General features: G+C 67.1%; 18 protein-coding genes. 9 read left to right on the top strand and 9 right to left on the bottom strand.

Features of this window, described 5'->3' with window-relative positions:
- Positions 1-2: 2 nt before the first annotated feature.
- Positions 3-551: a GNAT family N-acetyltransferase gene (locus ACW17Y_RS08595; RefSeq protein WP_492035310.1), complete on the bottom strand. Its 549-nt coding sequence runs from the start codon at positions 549-551 to the stop codon at positions 3-5.
- Positions 548-2,779, bottom strand: a complete 2,232-nt coding sequence (locus tag ACW17Y_RS08590) for a S9 family peptidase (protein WP_492035309.1) — start codon at positions 2,777-2,779, stop codon at positions 548-550. The genes ACW17Y_RS08595 and ACW17Y_RS08590 overlap by 4 nt, the downstream gene beginning before the upstream one ends.
- Before the next feature lie 88 nt (positions 2,780-2,867).
- Between ACW17Y_RS08590 and ACW17Y_RS08585 the strand changes: the two genes are divergently transcribed.
- Positions 2,868-3,704: a trypsin-like serine peptidase gene (locus ACW17Y_RS08585; RefSeq protein ID WP_492035308.1), complete on the top strand. Its 837-nt coding sequence runs from the start codon at positions 2,868-2,870 to the stop codon at positions 3,702-3,704.
- On the opposite strand, the gene ACW17Y_RS08580 is transcribed toward ACW17Y_RS08585, so the two are convergent.
- Positions 3,679-5,463 carry an acyl-CoA dehydrogenase gene (locus tag ACW17Y_RS08580; RefSeq protein ID WP_492035307.1) on the bottom strand — a complete coding sequence of 595 codons (1,785 nt, stop codon included), beginning with the start codon at positions 5,461-5,463 and terminating at the stop codon, positions 3,679-3,681. The two genes, ACW17Y_RS08585 and ACW17Y_RS08580, sit on opposite strands and share 26 nt — an antisense overlap.
- Before the next feature lie 152 nt (positions 5,464-5,615).
- On the opposite strand from ACW17Y_RS08580, the gene ACW17Y_RS08575 reads away from it, so the two are divergent.
- Genes ACW17Y_RS08575 through ACW17Y_RS08565 form a run of 3 tightly spaced genes read left to right on the top strand, consistent with a single transcriptional unit; the run spans position 5,616 to position 7,646 of the window.
- On the top strand, positions 5,616-6,167 hold the full coding sequence (locus ACW17Y_RS08575; RefSeq protein ID WP_492035306.1) for a cytochrome b: 552 nt from the start codon (positions 5,616-5,618) through the stop codon (positions 6,165-6,167).
- Between the two features lies 1 nt (position 6,168).
- On the top strand, positions 6,169-6,735 hold the full coding sequence (locus tag ACW17Y_RS08570) for a YceI family protein (RefSeq protein WP_492035305.1): 567 nt from the start codon (positions 6,169-6,171) through the stop codon (positions 6,733-6,735).
- Positions 6,732-7,646 carry an L-threonylcarbamoyladenylate synthase gene (locus ACW17Y_RS08565; RefSeq protein ID WP_492038268.1) on the top strand — a complete coding sequence of 305 codons (915 nt, stop codon included), beginning with the start codon at positions 6,732-6,734 and terminating at the stop codon, positions 7,644-7,646. Before ACW17Y_RS08570 ends, ACW17Y_RS08565 begins: the two co-directional genes overlap by 4 nt.
- On the opposite strand, the gene ACW17Y_RS08560 is transcribed toward ACW17Y_RS08565, so the two are convergent.
- The 4 genes from ACW17Y_RS08560 to ACW17Y_RS08545 form a co-directional block, all read right to left on the bottom strand.
- Entirely contained in the window at positions 7,643-8,722 is a 1,080-nt protein-coding gene (locus ACW17Y_RS08560) for a patatin-like phospholipase family protein (RefSeq protein WP_492035304.1), read from the bottom strand. The genes ACW17Y_RS08565 and ACW17Y_RS08560 overlap by 4 nt on opposite strands.
- Before the next feature lie 18 nt (positions 8,723-8,740).
- Positions 8,741-9,589, bottom strand: a complete 849-nt coding sequence (locus ACW17Y_RS08555) for a 3-hydroxybutyrate dehydrogenase (protein WP_492035303.1) — start codon at positions 9,587-9,589, stop codon at positions 8,741-8,743.
- Between the two features lie 107 nt (positions 9,590-9,696).
- Positions 9,697-10,470, bottom strand: coding sequence for a peroxide stress protein YaaA (yaaA, locus tag ACW17Y_RS08550; RefSeq protein ID WP_492035302.1), 774 nt, complete (start codon positions 10,468-10,470; stop codon positions 9,697-9,699).
- A 66-nt stretch (positions 10,471-10,536) separates the two neighbouring features.
- Complete coding sequence (locus ACW17Y_RS08545) at positions 10,537-11,943, bottom strand: FAD-binding oxidoreductase (RefSeq protein WP_492035301.1); 1,407 nt, start codon at positions 11,941-11,943, stop codon at positions 10,537-10,539.
- A gap of 61 nt (positions 11,944-12,004) precedes the next feature.
- Here ACW17Y_RS08545 and ACW17Y_RS08540 point away from each other — a divergent pair, with 61 nt between their 5' ends.
- The 4 genes from ACW17Y_RS08540 (at position 12,005) to ACW17Y_RS08525 (ending at position 14,679) form a co-directional block, all read left to right on the top strand.
- On the top strand, positions 12,005-12,421 hold the full coding sequence (locus ACW17Y_RS08540) for an NUDIX hydrolase (RefSeq protein ID WP_492035300.1): 417 nt from the start codon (positions 12,005-12,007) through the stop codon (positions 12,419-12,421).
- Positions 12,422-12,559: 138 nt separating this feature from the next.
- Positions 12,560-13,108: a hypothetical protein gene (locus ACW17Y_RS08535; protein ID WP_492035299.1), complete on the top strand. Its 549-nt coding sequence runs from the start codon at positions 12,560-12,562 to the stop codon at positions 13,106-13,108.
- 123 nt (positions 13,109-13,231) lie between these two features.
- A complete protein-coding gene (locus ACW17Y_RS08530) occupies positions 13,232-14,203 on the top strand; it encodes an SPFH domain-containing protein (RefSeq protein WP_492035298.1) in 972 nt (323 codons plus the stop codon).
- Positions 14,204-14,217: 14 nt separating this feature from the next.
- A complete protein-coding gene (locus ACW17Y_RS08525; RefSeq protein WP_492035297.1) occupies positions 14,218-14,679 on the top strand; it encodes an NfeD family protein in 462 nt (153 codons plus the stop codon).
- A 4-nt stretch (positions 14,680-14,683) separates the two neighbouring features.
- On the opposite strand, the gene ACW17Y_RS08520 is transcribed toward ACW17Y_RS08525, so the two are convergent.
- Together ACW17Y_RS08520 and rnhA are read right to left on the bottom strand one after the other, a co-directional pair.
- Entirely contained in the window at positions 14,684-15,283 is a 600-nt protein-coding gene (locus tag ACW17Y_RS08520) for a hypothetical protein (protein WP_309629548.1), read from the bottom strand.
- Positions 15,284-15,346: 63 nt separating this feature from the next.
- Positions 15,347-15,793, bottom strand: coding sequence for a ribonuclease HI (rnhA, locus tag ACW17Y_RS08515; protein WP_492035296.1), 447 nt, complete (start codon positions 15,791-15,793; stop codon positions 15,347-15,349).
- A gap of 103 nt (positions 15,794-15,896) precedes the next feature.
- Here rnhA and ACW17Y_RS08510 point away from each other — a divergent pair, with 103 nt between their 5' ends.
- A complete protein-coding gene (locus ACW17Y_RS08510) occupies positions 15,897-16,115 on the top strand; it encodes a twin-arginine translocase TatA/TatE family subunit (protein WP_309629550.1) in 219 nt (72 codons plus the stop codon).
- The last annotated feature ends 21 nt before the right edge of the window (positions 16,116-16,136 follow it).

Genomic DNA, 16,136 nt, shown 5'->3' with positions numbered 1-16,136 from the left:
CCCTAGGCCAGACCGCCCGTCAGGTCGATGCCCGGCGCGGTCGGCGGAGCGCCGGTCGGGTCGAGGTCGAGTTGCATCAGATGGACGTCGATCCAGCGATCGAACTTCCAGCCGACCTGATGGTAGGTCCCCGCACGGCGAAAGCCGAGGCGCTCGTGCAAGGCGATCGAGGCCTGGCTGGTCGCGCTGTCGCTGATGGCGCCGATGACATGGCGCAGGCCCAAGGTCCGGGCCCGGTCGATCAGGGCCGACAGCAGCGCACGGCCGACGCCGTGACCGCGCGCGGTCTCCTCGACATAGATCGAACCCTCGACGCCATAGCGATAGGCCGGGCGCGGGCGGAACGGCGAGGCGTAGGCATAGCCGGCGAATACGTCGTCGATCTCGGCGACGAACCAGGGCAGGCCCTTGGCGCGGACGGTCTCGAAGCGGCCGGTCATCTCCGCCAGCGACGGCGGATCCAGTTCGAACGTCGCCGTGCCGATCAGGACCTCACGGCCGTAGAGGGCCGCGATGGCCGGGAGATCGGCGGCTGTCGCCTCCCGGATCACGCCGTCTCCCAACCCCGCTGGATCGCCCAGACCGCGAAGGCGTAGTCGTGGGCAACCTCCTTCAGGTAGTCGAACCGGCCCGAGGCGCCGCCGTGGCCGGCTTCCATGTTGATCTTCAACAGCACCGGCTTGCCCGAGGTGGTCGCGGGCCGCAGCTTGGCCACCCACTTCTCCGGCTCCCAGTAGGTGACGCGAGGGTCCGACAGGCCGCCGGTCGCCAGGATGGCGGGATAGGCCCTGGCCTCGACGTTGTCGTAGGGGCTGTAGCTGGCGATGTAGTCGTAGGCCTCGACATCCTCGATCGGATTTCCCCACTCGGGCCACTCGGGCGGCGTCAGGGGCAGGGAGACGTCGGACATGGTGTTGATGACGTCGACGAACGGCACCTGGCCGATGACCCCGGCCCACAGTTCAGGCCGCATATTGGCGACGGCACCCATCAACAGGCCGCCGGCGGAGCCGCCCTGGGCCACGATGGCGCCGGCGCGGGCATAGTCGCGGGAGATCAGGTGATCGGCGGCGGCGGTGAAGTCGGTGAAGGTGTTCTTCTTCTTGAATTTGCGCCCGTCGAGGAACCAGCCCCAGCCCTTGTCCGAACCGCCGCGAATGTGGGCGATGGCGTAGATCCAGCCGCGATCGACCAGCGACAGCCGGCCCGTCGAGAAGCTGGCCGACATCGGGATGCCGTAGGAGCCGTAACCGTAAAGTAGGAGGGGCGCGGAGCCGTCCACCGGCGTCGAGCGGCGGCGCAGGACCGTAACCGGCACCATCTTGCCGTCGGTCGCGCGGGCGTTCAGCCGCTCGACGACATAGTCGGCCGGGTCATGACCTGACGGGACCTCCTGCACCTTCCGCAAGATCCGCTCACGGGTCAGGACGTCGTAGTCGTAGGTCGAGGTGGGCGTCGACGGCGAGTTGTAGCCGTAGCGCATGGTCGTGGTCTCGAACTCCGACGCCCCGGCCAGCGACAGGGCGTAGGCGGGCTCGTCGACGGCGATCTCATGCTCGTCGCCAGAGCGGCTACGGATGACGATCTTCGTATTCGCGTCTGCCCGCTCCTGGCGGGCGATGAAGCTCTTCACCAGGGCGACGCCCTCGATGAAGCGGCCAGGCGTGTGGGGGACCAGGTCCTCCCAGCTGGCGCGGCCGGGCCTTTCGGTCGGCGTCTGGACGATCTTGAAGTCGATGGCGTCGTCGGCGTTGGTGCGGACGACCCACCGATCCAGCCAGTGATCGACATCGTAGCGAACGCCGACCTCGCGCGCGGCCATGACCAGGGGCAGATTCATCGGACGCATGCCGGGAATGTAGCGGGCCTCGGACGTTTCCTGGTTCTGGATCGAGATGATGAGGAAGGCGTCGTCGGAGGTGCGTTCGACGCCCATGAACATGCCGTCGTCGCCCTCCTCATAGACCAGGGTGATCTCGCCTCCGCGCGCCGGGCGACGGAAGATCTTGTCCGGCCGACCGTTGTCGTCGCGGTTGGTCCAGAAGATCCAGCACGAGCAGGCCGAGAAGGTGAAGTTGCCGGTCGCCGACTGGATGACGTCGGGCAGGATTTCGCCGGTGGCCAGATCCTTGACGTAGATGCGGTGGACTTCCGAGCCTTGCGCATCCTCAGCATAGGCGAACAGGCTGTGGTCGGGGCTGTGCTCGACGGCCGAGACCTCCGAATAGGCCTTGCCCTCGGCCAGGACGTTGCAGTCCAGCAGGAGCTGGGGAGTCGGGGCGACGATGAAGTTCTTCGTCACCTGGCGGCCGTCTTCGATCCAGGTCCCCTGACGCTCGACGCGCATGTAGCGGGGGTGCTGGTCGCCGGTCCGGTACTCGGTGAAATATTCCCACGGGCCATCGGGCGAGGGGACGGACGAATCGTCCTCCTTGATCCGGCCCTTCATCTCTTCGAACATCTGCGTCTGGAGCGGCATCGTCGACGCCAGCATGGCCTCCCGATAGGCGTTCTCGGCCTCCAGGTGTTCCTTGACGTCGGCCTTGATCAGGCTCGGATCGCGCAGGACGGCCTGCCAGTTGTCGTCCTTCATCCACTGATAGTCGTCCGTGCGGGTCCGCCCCAGCTGTTCGATGACGACGGGAATTTTCTTCGCCACGGGGGGGGCGACGGGAGGGGTGGTCGACATCTGGGCTCCGGACGGGCGGGCGAGGGAGGGGGAGGCCGCGGCGGCGACGGCTGAGGCGGCAGTCGTGGCGACGAATTCGCGGCGGTTCATCGTATCGTTCCCCTGTAAGTCACCAACGCAGCTTGTGCGACCGGCATAGGCCCCGTCAAATGACGCAATCGTCCACGAAAGTCCGCCCATGCTCGAGGCCCCGCCCGCCCAGGACTCCGCGCCGCCGCCGATCGTCGCCCATGCCTGGGATCTGACGGTCGGTTTGATCGAGGCGACGGTGCAACTCGATCAGCCGTCGGGGCCGAACACGCGGACAGTTGGCACGGGATTCCTGATCCAGGCGCCGAGGCCGGACGGCACGCCACGCATCGTTCTGGTCACCGCCGCCCACGTGCTGGAACGGATGCCGGATCCTGACGCGAGGATCGGCTGGCGTACCGCTCTCGGCGACGGGACCTGGAGATTCGACCCCGAGCCCCTGACCATTCGCAACGGCGAGGGCGAGCCCCTGTGGACCCAGCATCCCGACCACGACGTGGCGGTGATGGAGGTACAGGCGCCTGAAGCCTTCGCCCGCGCGGCGATCCCGCTGGGCTGGCTTGCGGATGAAAATGCGTTCGGCGCCTGGCAGGTCGGACCGGGCGACGAACTGCTGTCGCTGGGCTTCCCGCGCGGGCTGTCGGCCAACCGGGCCGGGTTTCCGATCCTCCGGGTCGGGCGGATCGCGTCGTATCCGCTGGCGCCCGTGACGGCCTTCCCCACCTTCCTGCTGGATTTCACCGTCTTCCCGGGCAACTCGGGCGGGCCGGTGTTCTGGACGCCGAGCGCGCGCAAGCGCCCGGGCACGACAGAACCGGAGAACGCCTTCATCGCCGGGCTGCTGAGCCAGGAGGTGCGGGTCAACGACGAACAATTGGAGATCGGCGTGGTCACCCACGCCGTCTACGTTCGAGAGGCGATCGAGATGCTGGATACCCCCTCCCTCCAGGAGAGGGGGACTAGGCTCCCAGCGCTTCCCGACTGATCCGCGACAGCAGGTCGCCGCCCTGGCCCACGGCCGCGAGCCGGCTGGAAGCGTGGCCCAGGATGTTGGCGGCGTAGACCTCGTAGAGATCGATCTTGCCCTGCAACCAGGCCGGATCGCCGTCCTTGGCGTCGAGGCGGGCCTTCGCGGCCAGGGCTCCCCTGGCCAGCATCCAGCCGCCGATCACGTCGCCCATCAGCTTCAGATAGGCGTCGGCTGCGGCCAGGACGTCGGCGCCCCGCGACGCGTCGGCCTTGGCGTCCAGCAGCCACAGGGTGGCGTCCTCGACCGCGGCGATGGCCGCGGCGAAGCGTTCGACCGGCTTGCCGGTATAGAGCCCGCCCAGCTCCTTCAGCGTCGCCTTCATCTCGGCGATGACCGCCTTGGCCGAGGCGCCGCCGTCCTGTGACAGTTTGCGGCCGACGAGGTCCATGGCCTGTATCCCGTTGGTCCCCTCGTAGATCGGGGTGATCCGGGCGTCGCGATAGTATTGGGCCGCGCCGGTCTCCTCGATGAAGCCCATGCCGCCGTGAATCTGCACCCCGTCCGAAGCCACGTCGCAGCCGACGTCGGTGCCCCAGGCCTTGGCGATCGGCACGAACAGGTCCTCGCGACCCTTCCACTTCTTGCGCTCCTCATCGGTCCCGGCGTGCCGGGCCAGGTCGGCGGCGACCCCGGTGGCGAAACAGATGGCGCGCGCGGCCTCGATCTTCGCCTTCATGACCGCGAGCGTGCGACGGATGTCGGGGTGGTCGATGATCGGGGCGTTGGCCTCTCCGGTCCAGATCGACCGGCCCTGACGGCGCTCCAGCGCATAGGCCAGGGCATGCTGATAGGCGCCCTCGGCCACGCCGACGCCCTGGACGCCGACGGCGAGGCGGGCGTTGTTCATCATGACGAACATATGGGCCAGGCCCTGGTTCGGCTGACCGACCAGCTCGGCGCGGGCGCCCTCGTAGCTCATGACGCAGGTCGGGGAGGCGTGGATGCCCAGCTTGTGTTCGACGCCGACGGGGCGGAAGTCGTTGCGACCGCCGAGTGAGCCGTCCTCGTTCACCGCGAACTTGGTCGCGAGGAACAGGCTGATTCCCTTGGGCCCGGGAGGCGCGTCGGGCAGACGGGCGAGGACGAGGTGCACGATGTTGGGCGTCGCGTCGTGATCGCCCCAGGTGATGTAGATCTTCTGACCATTCAGGGCGTAGGTCCCGTCGCCGTTCGGGGTCGCGGTCGATGTCAGGGCGCCGAGGTCGGAGCCCGCGCCGGGCTCGGTCAGGACCATTGCGCCGGTCCATTCGCCGGAGACCAGCCTGGGCAGGTAGGTCGCCTTCTGATGCTCGGTCCCGACCTGCTCCAGCGCCTCGATCGCCGCCAGCGAAAGCATTGGGCAGAGCGCAAAAGCCATGTTGGCGGACTGGATCGTCTCATAGGCGGCCAGTTCCAGCGCCTTGGGCAGGGCCTGCCCGCCGGCCTCGGCCGAGGCGGTCAGGCCGGTCCAGCCGCCCTCGGCGAACTGGCGATAGGCGTCGGCGAAACCGGGCGCGGCCGTCACGGAGCCGTTCGCATATTTCGCCCCGGCCAGATCGCCCGGACGGTTCAGCGGTGCGAGCACTCCCTCGGAGAACTGTCCGGCGGCCTCGAGCACGGCGCCCAGGACGTCGGCGTCATAGTCGGGGAAGGCGCCGGTGGCGGCGACCTGGTCGATACCGGCGATGGCGGTCAGGCTGAAAGCGAGGTCCCGGACGGGGGCGCGATAGGTCATGGCGGAGGTCTCCGGTCGTGCTGAATCGTCTTCTTACACAAGTCACGCGATGCGTCAGACCTTCTTGCGACGATGCCGTCGCGTCAGGCAAGGGACGGCTTGGCCTGAGCCGTCCGGGGCGCCAAACTGTAGCCTACACGTTGGGGACCTGCATGGCCGAGCCGAGAAACCGCTATTCGATCGTTTCGCTGGCCTTCCACTGGGGGTTGGCTCTGCTGATCCTGGCCCAGGTTCTGCTCATCACGGCGCACGAGGCGACCGACGGACCGATTTCGCGTGAGTTCGTTCAGGTCCACAAGGCGCTGGGTCTGACGGTTCTGGTCCTGACCCTGGCGCGAATCGGCTGGCGGATGGCGAACCCCGCCCTGCCGATTCCGACCGGCACGCCGGATTGGCAGGCCTTCGCGGCGAAGGCGACGCATGTGCTGTTCTATGTTCTCCTGATCGCCATTCCGATGTTCGGCTGGGCTGCGTCGAGCGCGGGCGGGCGCGACATCGACTGGTTCGGCCTGTTCAACTGGCCGCTTCTGCCGATCGAACAGAACCGCGACCTGGCCGGGACCTTGATGGATCTGCACGAGGCAGGGGTGAAGGCGCTCTACGTCCTGCTGGCCCTGCATGTGCTGGCGGCGCTGAAGCATCATTTCGTCGATCGGGACAATGTCCTGCACCGGATGATCCCGCTGATTCCCCGGCGGCCCTGAGATGCGTCGGGCCCTGCTCGCAATCCTGATCGGGGCGGTCTGCCTCGGCACGGGCGCGAGTCGGGCCGAAATCGAACGCTGGGCCGTCGTGCCGGCTGAGTCCGTCATCACCATGCGGGTCGGAACCCCGGTCGGGGCGCGCAGCGGGCGATTCCTGCGCTGGACGGGCGATATCCGTTTCGATCCTGCAGCGCCCGAGACCGCCCATGTGGCCATCGACGTCGAGGCGGCGTCGCTGAGAATGGACGACGCCGGTCTGACCTCCACAGCGGCCGGCTCAGGGTTTCTCGACACCGGCCGCTATCCCCGCATCGTTTTCCGTCTGACCCGGCTGGAACCGGTGGGTGGCGACCGGTTCACCGCCCATGCCGACATCACGATGAAGGGCGTCACCCGGCCCGTGACCTTCCCCGCGACCTTGCGCAGCGCAGGGCGGACGGCGCAGATGGCCGGCGGCTTCTCGCTGGATCGGGCGGCCTTCGGCATTGGAACGCGTGGACCGTGGAACGGACTGATCGGGCGGCAGGTGAGGGTGGACGTGTCCCTGGCGACGCGAACGGTCGGCTGAGCTGCGTCGAAGGCGCCGTTGCGGCTCTGAAGGCCGGTGAGCTGCTGATCCTGCCGACCGAGACCGTCTACGGGCTGGCGGCCGACGCCGGGAACGCCAGGGCGGTCGCGAAGATCTTCGAAGCCAAGGGAAGACCACGCTTCAATCCATTGATTTCACATGTATCGGATGCCATCGCCGCCGAGCGGATCGCTGTCTTCGGCGATGCGGCGCGGCGTCTGGCGACGGCCTTCTGGCCCGGCCCGCTGACCATCGTGGCGCCGTGCCGGGACACGATCGCGGTCAGCGATCTGGCGCGGGCAGGGCTGGACAGTATCGCGGTGCGGGTCCCCGGGCACACAAGAGCGCGGGCCGTGCTGGATGCGTTCGGCGGACCCGTGGTGGCGCCCTCGGCGAACCGGTCCGGCCGGCCGAGCCCCACGACCTTCGCCGACGCGATGGAGGAGACGGGCGCGTTCGCGGGCGCGGCGCTGGACGGCGGACCGTGCGCGGTCGGGGTGGAGAGCACGGTCGTCTCGGTGATGGATGGGCGGGTCTCCCTGCTGCGGCCGGGGTCGGTGACCCGCGAGGAGATCGAGGCCCTGGTCGGGCCTTTGGACGGGGCGGGCGAGGGCCATCGGTCGCCGGGTCGGCTGACGCGCCACTATGCGCCTGCGTCGCCTGTGAGGCTGGAGGCCATGAGCGCCAGTGCCGGTGAAATCCTGCTCGGATTCGGACCCGGCGTCGGTGTCGGGCGCTGGAGCCTGAGTCCGTCCGGCGACCTGCGCGAGGCGGCGGCGAACCTGTTCCGGCTGTTGCGCGAAGCGGACCGCGAGCGGCCTGTCGCCATCGCGGTGGCGTCAATCCCGAGCCACGGGTTGGGCGAGGCGATCAATGACCGACTGCGGCGGGCCGCAGGCTTCGTCGGCTAGCCGAACCGGGCCTGGAGGTCGACGCTCGACCGCACCCCGACCTCAGCCGCACACGTTGCCAGCCATTCGTCGGCGGCCGCGCGGCCGCGCGTCTTGAGGTCGTTCAGGAAGGTCCATTCGGTGTTGAACTTGGACCCCAGCGACAGGTCGCCCAGCCAGCCATCCGCCTCGATGGCGTGCATCAGGATGTGGCGATACTGGTCGCGGGCCGAGGGGGTCAGGCGGCCCTCCTCGATCAGTTCCTGGACGAAGGCGACGGCGCGGAGTTCGGCGACCAGGGGCGCGTTGAAGACGACCTCGTTCAACCGGTCCATGATGTCGCCCGCAGCCTTGGGCGCATCGGCTCGCTCGAAGGCGTTGAGGGTGATCAGGAGCACGTCATCGGGCGTGTCCTGATAGAACAGCGGCCACAGCGGCGGATTGGCGAGGTAGCCGCCGTCCCAGTACGGCTCTCCGTCGATCTCCACGGCCTGGAACAGGTGCGGCAGACAGGCGGAGGCCAGCAGGACCTGGTCGGTGATCTCGGTCGAGGTGAAGACCCGCGACTTGGCGTGGCGGACGGCGGTCGCGGCGACGAAGAACTTCACGTCCGAGGCGCGAACGGCCTCGAAATCGATCGTGGCCTGCAGAACCCGTATCAGAGGATTGTGGTTGAACGGATTGAATTCATATGGAGACATGGACATCGCCAAGGTCTCGGACGCGCGCCACAGGGGCGAGTCCTTCAGCCACGTCGGCTGCAGGACGTTGGACCAGATCGAGGTGTCGCCGAAGACGTTCTTGCCGCCGGACTGGTTGGTCTCGCGCCACAGCTTGTCCAGGGCTTGCCGCGCGCCGTCAGGGCCGCCTGTGGCCAGCCCCGATACGAGCGCCGCGCCGTTCATGGCGCCGGCGGAAGAGGCTGTGACTGCCCGGATGTCGACGATGTCGGCTTCCAGAAGACGGTCGAGCACGCCCCACTGGAAGGCGCCGTGCGCGCCCCCGCCCTGTAGCGCCAGACAGATAGGGCGACGACCGCTCGCGGGCGGTTCAGGCGCTGGGGGCGCCGGGGTCGACTTGCGTTTGAAAAGCGCCATCGTCCCCCGACATCCGTCCTATTGCGCGGTCCAGCCGCCGTCGATCGAGAAGCTGGCCCCGTTGGCCGAGGCCCCCAGGTCCGACACCAGATACAGGAAGATGCCGGCCAGTTCGTCGGTCGTGACGAACCGCTTGGTCGGTTGCGCCGCGAGGATCACGTCCTTCAGGACCTGCTCCTTTGAGATGCCGCGCGTGCGGGCCTGATCGGCGATCTGCTTCTCGACGATCGGGGTCTCGACGAAGCCGGGGCAGATGGCGTTGCAGGTGATGTTGTCCTGCGCGACTTCCAGAGCCACCGTCTTGGTGAAGCCGAGAACGCCGTGCTTGGCGGCGACGTAAGCCGACTTGAACGGCGAGGCGACCAGGCCGTGGGCCGAGGCGATGTTGACGATCCGGCCGCGACCCTGGGCCTTCATGATCGGGATGGCCGCCCGGGTGGCGTAGAAGGTCGAGGAGAGATTGATCGCGATGATCTTCTCCCACTGGTCCGACGGGAACTTCTCGACCGCCTCGACGTGCTGGATGCCGGCGTTGTTGACCAGGATGTCGAGCCGGCCGAGCTGGTGCCTGGCGAAGGCGACCATGTCGGCGACCTCGTCGCCCTTCAGCATGTTGGCGGCGTGATAGCGGACGCGGACGCCGCAGCTGGCCTCCATCTCGGCGCGGGTGCGTTCGATCTCCGAAGGATCGCCCAGACCGTTCAGGACGACATCGCCGCCGCGCGAGGCGACCGCCCGGGCGAGGGCCAGGCCGATGCCGGAGGTCGAGCCCGAGATGACGGCCACCTGGCCCTTTAGGTCGTTGGGATCGCGATAGACGGGGCGCTCGGTTTCCGAGCCGTCCTTCTTGCCGGGCCACTGGAACATGGGTCGTTACTCTCGCTTCTTGCCCCTGTCCGCGCGGATCGGGCGCGTCGCGGGGTCTCTGGTTTGCCGGAACCCTAGCCTTTCGCGACTGCGAAGGCGACCCGGTCTCAGGAATTTCCCGCTCTGGTGAATATCCAGTCGGTCTCCGTCGAGGCTGCCTTCTGGAAGCGGTAGCCGTCGCGGTCGAACGCCTTCAGATCGCTCGCGGTTTCGATCCGCTCGTCGATGGCGAACCGCGCCATGGTCCCCCTGGCCTTCTTGGCGAAGAAGGAGATGATACGGCTCTCGCCGTCCTTTTCCTCGCGGAAGTGCGGTGTGACGACCGGCAGTTTCAGCGCCTTGGCGTCGACCGCGCCGAAATATTCCTGGCTGGCGAGGTTCACGAGGGTGGGGTCGGCCTGCCCCTCCGCGTCGGCGTTCAGCTGTTTCGAGATCCGGTCGCCCCAGAAATCGTAGAGGCTCGACCCGCGCCGGGTCTTCAGCCGGGTTCCCATCTCGAGCCTGTAGGGCTGGATCCGGTCCAGCGGACGCAGCAGGCCGTAGAGGCCGGACAGGATGCGCAGATGGTCCTGGGCGAAGGCAAGGCCGGCCTTGTCCAGGGTCCGGGCTTCCAGCCCCTGATAGACATCGCCGGCGAAGGCGAAGGCGGCCTGGATGCCGGTGTCGAGCGCGTCGGGTTCGAAGGCCTTGAACCGTGCCTGGTTCAGCTTCGCCAGATCTGTCGAGATCCCCATCAGGCGACGCAGATCGGCCTGGGTCTGGTTTCGAGCGGTCTTCGACAGGGTCGCCGTATCGTCGATAAAGCGCCGATGCGTCGCGGCGACGTCATGCGGGGGTTCGGTAAAATCCAGCCGCTTGGCGGGCGAAAGCACGATCAACAAGGGCGGGCGCTCCGTTCGTCAGGCGCGCGGTTTAGGCGCGTTCGGCGACGGTTTGAAGGCCGCGACCTAGAACAACACCGCCGGGTTCATGATCCGCTGGGGATCAATGGCCTTGCGGATCGCCTGCATGGTCGAAATCTCCAGCGGCGACTTGTAGCGGCGTGCCTCATCGGTCTTGAGGCGCCCCAGACCATGCTCGGCGGATATCGAGCCCTCGTAACGGGCGACGACGTCGTGGACGACCCGGGACCCGGCCTCCCAGCGGTCAAGGAAGGCGTGCAGGTCGCCGCCGGGCGGGCACAGGATGTCGTAGTGCATATTGCCGTCGCCGACGTGGCCGAAGGCGCTGACGCGAGCGCCGGGCTCGAAGGCCTCGACGGCGGCTGTAGCCTCGTCGAGGAAGTCGGCGATGCGGCTGACGGGGACAGAAACGTCGTGCTTCCACCCGCCGCCCTCGGGCCGCTGGGCCGCCGACTGTTCCTCGCGCAGCTTCCAGAAGTCGCGGACCTGGGTCTCGTTCTGGGCGATGGCGGCGTCGGTGATCAGCTCTTCCTCGAAGGCTGCGGTCAGGATCCGCTCCATCCCGGCCTCGGCCGCGCCGGGCTCGCCCGAGGTCAGTTCGATCAGGACGTACCAGGGCTGGATGCTGTCGAGCGGCTCGCGGACGCCGGGGATGTGTTTGATGGCGAACTCCACGCCGATCCGCTTCATCAACTCGAAGGCCTCGACCCCGCCGCCGGTCTCGGCCTTGGCGCGGGCGAGAAGTTGGATGGCCGAATGGGCGCTGGCCAGGCCGACGACGGCGGTGGCGCGGCTGCGCATGATCGGGAACAACTTCAGGGTCGCGGCGGTGATGACGCCCAGGGTGCCCTCGGCGCCGATGAGCAACTGTTTCAGGTCGTAGCCGGTGTTGTCCTTCCGCAGGCGCTTCAGGCCGTTGAACACCTCGCCGTCCGGCATGACGGCCTCGACCCCCAGGACCAGGTCACGCATCATGCCGTAGCGCAGGACGGCCGTGCCCCCGGCGTTGGTCGAGATGACGCCGCCGATCGTCGCCGTGCCCTCGGCCGCGAGGCTTAGCGGGAAGAAGCGGTCGGCCTTCGCCGCCAGTTGCTGGGCCTCCAGCAGGGTGATGCCGGCCTCGACGGTCATGGCGTCGTCCAGCGGAGTCACATCGCGCACCGAACGCAGGCGGCGAGTCGTCAGCAGGACCTCGCCGAAGGGGACCTGACCGCCGACCAGGCCCGTGCCGCCGCCCTGAGGGACGATGGCGACGCCGTGGCGGCCGCAGATCTCGACCACGCGCGCGACCTCGGCGGTCGAGGCGGGCTTCATCATCAGGGGCGTATGCCCCTTCCACTTGTTGCGCCATTCGGTGACCCAGGGCGCGATCTCTGCCGGGTCCTCTGTCCAGCCGGAGGGGCCGAGCGCGGCTTTCAATTCGTCGAGGGCGGCGGGGGAGGGAGAGGCCATGGCGTCTTGTCTCAAAGCGTCGCCGTCCGCGCCACTCAAAAGAGGGGCTAGGGTCGGCGCCATGAGCGATTCCCCGATGACTCCCGTGCCTGCCGTCGGCGTTGTCTGTCTGCGCGGCAACGAGGTTCTGCTGATCCGGCGAGGAACCCCGCCCCGCATGGGCGAATGGAGCCTGCCGGGCGGGCGGATCGAACCCGGCGAGCGGGCGATCGACGCTGCGCTGCGTGAACTGCGTGAGGAAACAGGGGTCGAGTCGCGAATTATTGGCCTGGTCGATGTCGTCGACGGCATCTTCGTCGAGGCGGGACGACACTATGTGCTGATCGACTACGTCGCCGAATGGACCGGTGGCGAGCCGGTCGCGGGCGACGATGCGGCGGAGGCTGTCTTCATGACCGTGGAGGCTGCAATGGCCGCGGTGGCCTGGGACCAGACGCGGCGGATCATCGCAGAAGCGGTCTCGCTTCGAAAACCCTGACGGCACTGTCAGGTCCCGTCACTTACCCAACTTGGCCGTAAAGACGACATTTTCTGGCGACGGCCCGGACGATTCTGTTCCCGGTCGCTCTCTTTTGAACTTTGGCCGGCATCCCGCTGGCCTCGGGGGACTACGAAAATGAAGACGAAACTGTTCATGGCGGCCTCGACCGTCGCCATCCTGTTTGCGACGGGCGCCGTCGCTCAGGACGTGGCTTTCTCTCTGACCAACAACAGTGAAGCGACGATGGTCTCGCTGAAGGTCGGCGAATCCTCGAACGAAAACTGGGACGAAGACATTCTGGACGGCGACGAGATCGGGCCGGGTGAGACCGCCAACATCTCGGTCGAGGACGACCTGGAAGACTGCGAATACGACCTGCAAGCCGTGTACGACGACGGCGACACCGAAGAGGTGTTCAACATCGACCTCTGCGAACTGAACGACCTCGACATCGAAGATGACGATGCGGACGAGGAAGAGGAAGAGGACGAAGAAGAAGACGAGGAAGAGGACGAGGAAGAGGACGAGGAAGAGGACGAGGAAGAGGACGAGGAAGAGGAAGAGGACGAGGAAGAGGAAGAGGAAGAGGAAGAGGAAGAGGAAGAGGAAGAGGAAGAGGAAGAGGAAGAGGAAGAGGAAGAGGAAGAAGAAGAAGAAGAAGAGGAAGAGGAAGAGGAAGAGTAATCTTCCGACCCACCTTTTGCGACGCGGCGGCTCCCGGGAGGGGGCCGCCGTTTTCGTTTGCGAGTCCGGTTTCCGTGGCGCGTCGGCCCGTGGCGGGGTAACTTCGGTCCAGGAGGATCCTGAATGACCTATTTCGCCGTCGTGCTGCTGGTTTTCGCAGTCATCTTCGTGTTCAGCATCGTCAAGATCGTGCCGCAGGGCCGTGAGCTGACGGTCGAGCGGTTCGGCAAATACACCAAGACCCTGAAGCCCGGCATCAGCATCCTGATCCCCTTCGTGGAACGGATCGGCCGGCGCATGAACATGATGGAGCAGGTCCTCGACGTGCCCCAGCAGGAGGTCATCACCAAGGACAACGCCATGGTGAAGGTCGACGCCATCGTCTTCATTCAGGTCATGGACGCGCCCAGCGCCGCCTACCGGGTCGAGAACCTGCCCTATGCGATCACCCAGCTGTGCTCGACCAATCTGCGGACCGTGGTCGGCTCGATGGATCTGGACGAGGTCCTGTTCCAGCGCGACAACATCAACTCGCGCCTCTTGACCGTCATCGACGCGGCGACCGAGCCGTGGGGCGTCAAGGTCAACCGGATCGAGATCAAGGACCTGACCCCGCCGGTCGACATCACCAACGCCATGGCCCGGCAGATGAAGGCCGAGCGTGAGCGACGGGCCGTCATCACCGAGGCCGAGGGCGAGAAACAGGCCGCCATCGCTCGCGCCGAGGGCGCCAAACAGGCGGCGATTCTGGAGTCCGAAGGCCGCAAGGAAGCCGCCTTCCGCGACGCCGAGGCCCGCGAACGCGCCGCCGAGGCCGAGGCCAAGGCGACCGCCATGGTGTCGGAAGCCATCGCGCGCGGCGACGTCAACGCCATCAACTACTTCGTCGCCCAGAAATACGTCGAGGCTTTTGCTGAACTGGCCCGGAATCCCACCGCCAAGACAGTCATCGTCCCGGCCGAGATGAGCGGCCTGGTCGGCACCATCGCCGGTATCGGCGAACTGGTCGGACTGGCGAGGGATCAGCAGCAGAACCCACCGCGTCCGCCTGCGCCGCCACGCGCCAGCCGGGCGTCCGTGCCGCCGACCACGTAGTGGAGGACTGATCGATGGACGCCATTTTCGACATCTATGCCTCCCAGCCCTTCTGGATCTGGCTTGCCGTGGGCGTGCTGCTGCTGGCCGTTGAAGCGGCCCTGTCGACCGAATGGCTGTTGTGGCCCGCGGTCGCGGCCGGGGTCGTCGCGGTGTTGACGGCGCTGGGCCTGCGAATGGGGCTGGCCGTCGAGGTCGGGCTGTTCGCGGGCCTGACCGTGCTCGCAACTGCCCTGTCGCGCCGCCTGATCCAGCGTGTCAATCCTGACGACCATCCGGACATCAACGACCGCGATCTGCGCCTCGTCGGACAGCGTGCGCGGGTGGTTCAGCCGTTCGTCGAGGGCAGGGGACGGGTCTTCGTCTCCGGCGCGGAATGGGTCGCCCTCATCGATGGTGACGCCCCGCCGGTGGGCGACAGCGTCGTCGTGGATCGGCTGGAAGGTCCGTCGCTGATGGTTCGCCGCGAGGCCTGACGGCTCAGCCGATGCCGGCGACCGCCCCGACCTCGTCGCGACAGGCGCCTGACGCGGCGTTCAGCTGGTCGGTTTCTTCACCCGCCAGTCTTACAAGCGCTGCGATGTCCTGCGCCGTGATGACGCCGGCATCCAGCACCTCGACCTGCTTGTTGTAGAGCGCCACCCGCTTCTCGCTGGCGGCATAGGCGGCGTCGCTGATCTCGTCGGGGAAGACCATCGTCATCTGCAGGTACTGTTGGTAGATCGACGTCGAGACGGCGTCACCGGCTTCCATGCGCGCGGTGATTTCGGCCCGGACGTCGTCGTCGATCGGTCCCTCGTACAGGGCCGCAGCCTTCTCGCTGTCCGACGAGGCGCGCGCGGTCAGTTCGCTGAACTGCAGGCAGGTCGCCAGCTGGGTTTCGAAGATCTTCTGCCGCGCCGCCGTCCGCGACACGTCCAGCGCCTGGACGGCGGTGAACATCGACGCCGCCGCGACGATCATCGCGGAAATGGCCGAGACGGAAGCGATCGTACCCTCGACGGAGACCCGTTGGGTCTTGCCCTTGGAGCCATTGTCGATCGGGTCGGTTTCCGGGGGAATCGGGGTCAGGTCGGTCATACATCGACCTGACCTCATCCCAAGCTTCGCGGCAAGCCGTCTATCGACGTTCGTCGGAACCCGTCAGGTCGAGGCGGCGCGCATCCGCTCGATGCCGAGATTCGCCAACTGATCCGCGCGTTCGTTCAGCGCGTGGCCGGCGTGACCCTTGACCCAGTGCCACTTCACCTCGTGGCGGGTGCGGGCGATGTCGAGCCGCTTCCACAGGTCGTCGTTCTTGACCGGCTTCTTGTCCGCCGTCTTCCAGCCGCGCGCCTTCCAGCCGTGAATCCAGCCGGTGATCCCGTCCATCACGTATTTGCTGTCGGTGTGCAGGTCGATCTTGCAGGGCCGGGTCAGGGCCTCCAGGGCCATGATGGCGGCGGTCAGCTCCATGCGGTTGTTGGTGGTCAGTTGCTCGCCGCCGCACAGTTCCTTGGTCTTGCCGGACGCCTGCAGGATGGCGCCCCAGCCGCCGGGTCCAGGATTGCCCTTGCAGGCGCCGTCGGTGTGGATTGTCACGTGACTCATTCGCGCGGACTTACAGGTTCCCTTGGCGCGTCGCCATCCGCTGGACTATAGGAGCCGTATGTTTGACGCGGGCCGCATTTGGCCCGTTCGAGGAGAGTGTGCCGTGGGCGCTATCAGCATCTGGCATTGGGCCATCGTCATCGTCGTCGTCGCCCTGCTGTTCGGCGGCAAGGGCAAGATCTCGAACCTGATGGGCGACGCCGCCAAGGGCATCAAGGCCTTCAAGGAAGGCCTGAAGGACGAGGACAAGAAGGACGGGCCGCATGACGGCGTGTCGAGCCTGCCGCGCACCGACGCTGAAAAGGAAGAGCTGAAGCGCTAGGCCTGACAGCGGAAAGAGCCT

The sequence above is a fragment of the Brevundimonas sp. AVps7 genome (assembly GCF_058681545.1).
Note: the sequence above shows the minus strand (reverse complement) of the source record. Positions and strands in the feature narration are given on the sequence as shown.

Bases quoted from the DNA above. Each gene is read 5' to 3' on its own strand.
- ACW17Y_RS08535 (WP_492035299.1), top strand. From the start codon at position 12,560: ATGAAGACGAAACTGTTCATGGCGGCCTCGACCGTCGCCATCCTGTTT.
- ACW17Y_RS08530 (WP_492035298.1), top strand. From the start codon at position 13,232: ATGACCTATTTCGCCGTCGTGCTGCTGGTTTTCGCAGTCATCTTCGTG.
- ACW17Y_RS08580 (WP_492035307.1), bottom strand. From the start codon at position 5,463: ATGACCTATCGCGCCCCCGTCCGGGACCTCGCTTTCAGCCTGACCGCC.
- ACW17Y_RS08585 (WP_492035308.1), top strand. From the start codon at position 2,868: ATGCTCGAGGCCCCGCCCGCCCAGGACTCCGCGCCGCCGCCGATCGTC.
- rnhA (WP_492035296.1), bottom strand. From the start codon at position 15,793: ATGAGTCACGTGACAATCCACACCGACGGCGCCTGCAAGGGCAATCCT.
- ACW17Y_RS08540 (WP_492035300.1), top strand. From the start codon at position 12,005: ATGAGCGATTCCCCGATGACTCCCGTGCCTGCCGTCGGCGTTGTCTGT.
- ACW17Y_RS08520 (WP_309629548.1), bottom strand. From the start codon at position 15,283: ATGACCGACCTGACCCCGATTCCCCCGGAAACCGACCCGATCGACAAT.
- ACW17Y_RS08570 (WP_492035305.1), top strand. From the start codon at position 6,169: ATGCGTCGGGCCCTGCTCGCAATCCTGATCGGGGCGGTCTGCCTCGGC.
- ACW17Y_RS08545 (WP_492035301.1), bottom strand. From the start codon at position 11,943: ATGGCCTCTCCCTCCCCCGCCGCCCTCGACGAATTGAAAGCCGCGCTC.
- ACW17Y_RS08560 (WP_492035304.1), bottom strand. From the start codon at position 8,722: ATGGCGCTTTTCAAACGCAAGTCGACCCCGGCGCCCCCAGCGCCTGAA.
- ACW17Y_RS08575 (WP_492035306.1), top strand. From the start codon at position 5,616: ATGGCCGAGCCGAGAAACCGCTATTCGATCGTTTCGCTGGCCTTCCAC.
- ACW17Y_RS08590 (WP_492035309.1), bottom strand. From the start codon at position 2,779: ATGAACCGCCGCGAATTCGTCGCCACGACTGCCGCCTCAGCCGTCGCC.
- ACW17Y_RS08525 (WP_492035297.1), top strand. From the start codon at position 14,218: ATGGACGCCATTTTCGACATCTATGCCTCCCAGCCCTTCTGGATCTGG.
- ACW17Y_RS08555 (WP_492035303.1), bottom strand. From the start codon at position 9,589: ATGTTCCAGTGGCCCGGCAAGAAGGACGGCTCGGAAACCGAGCGCCCC.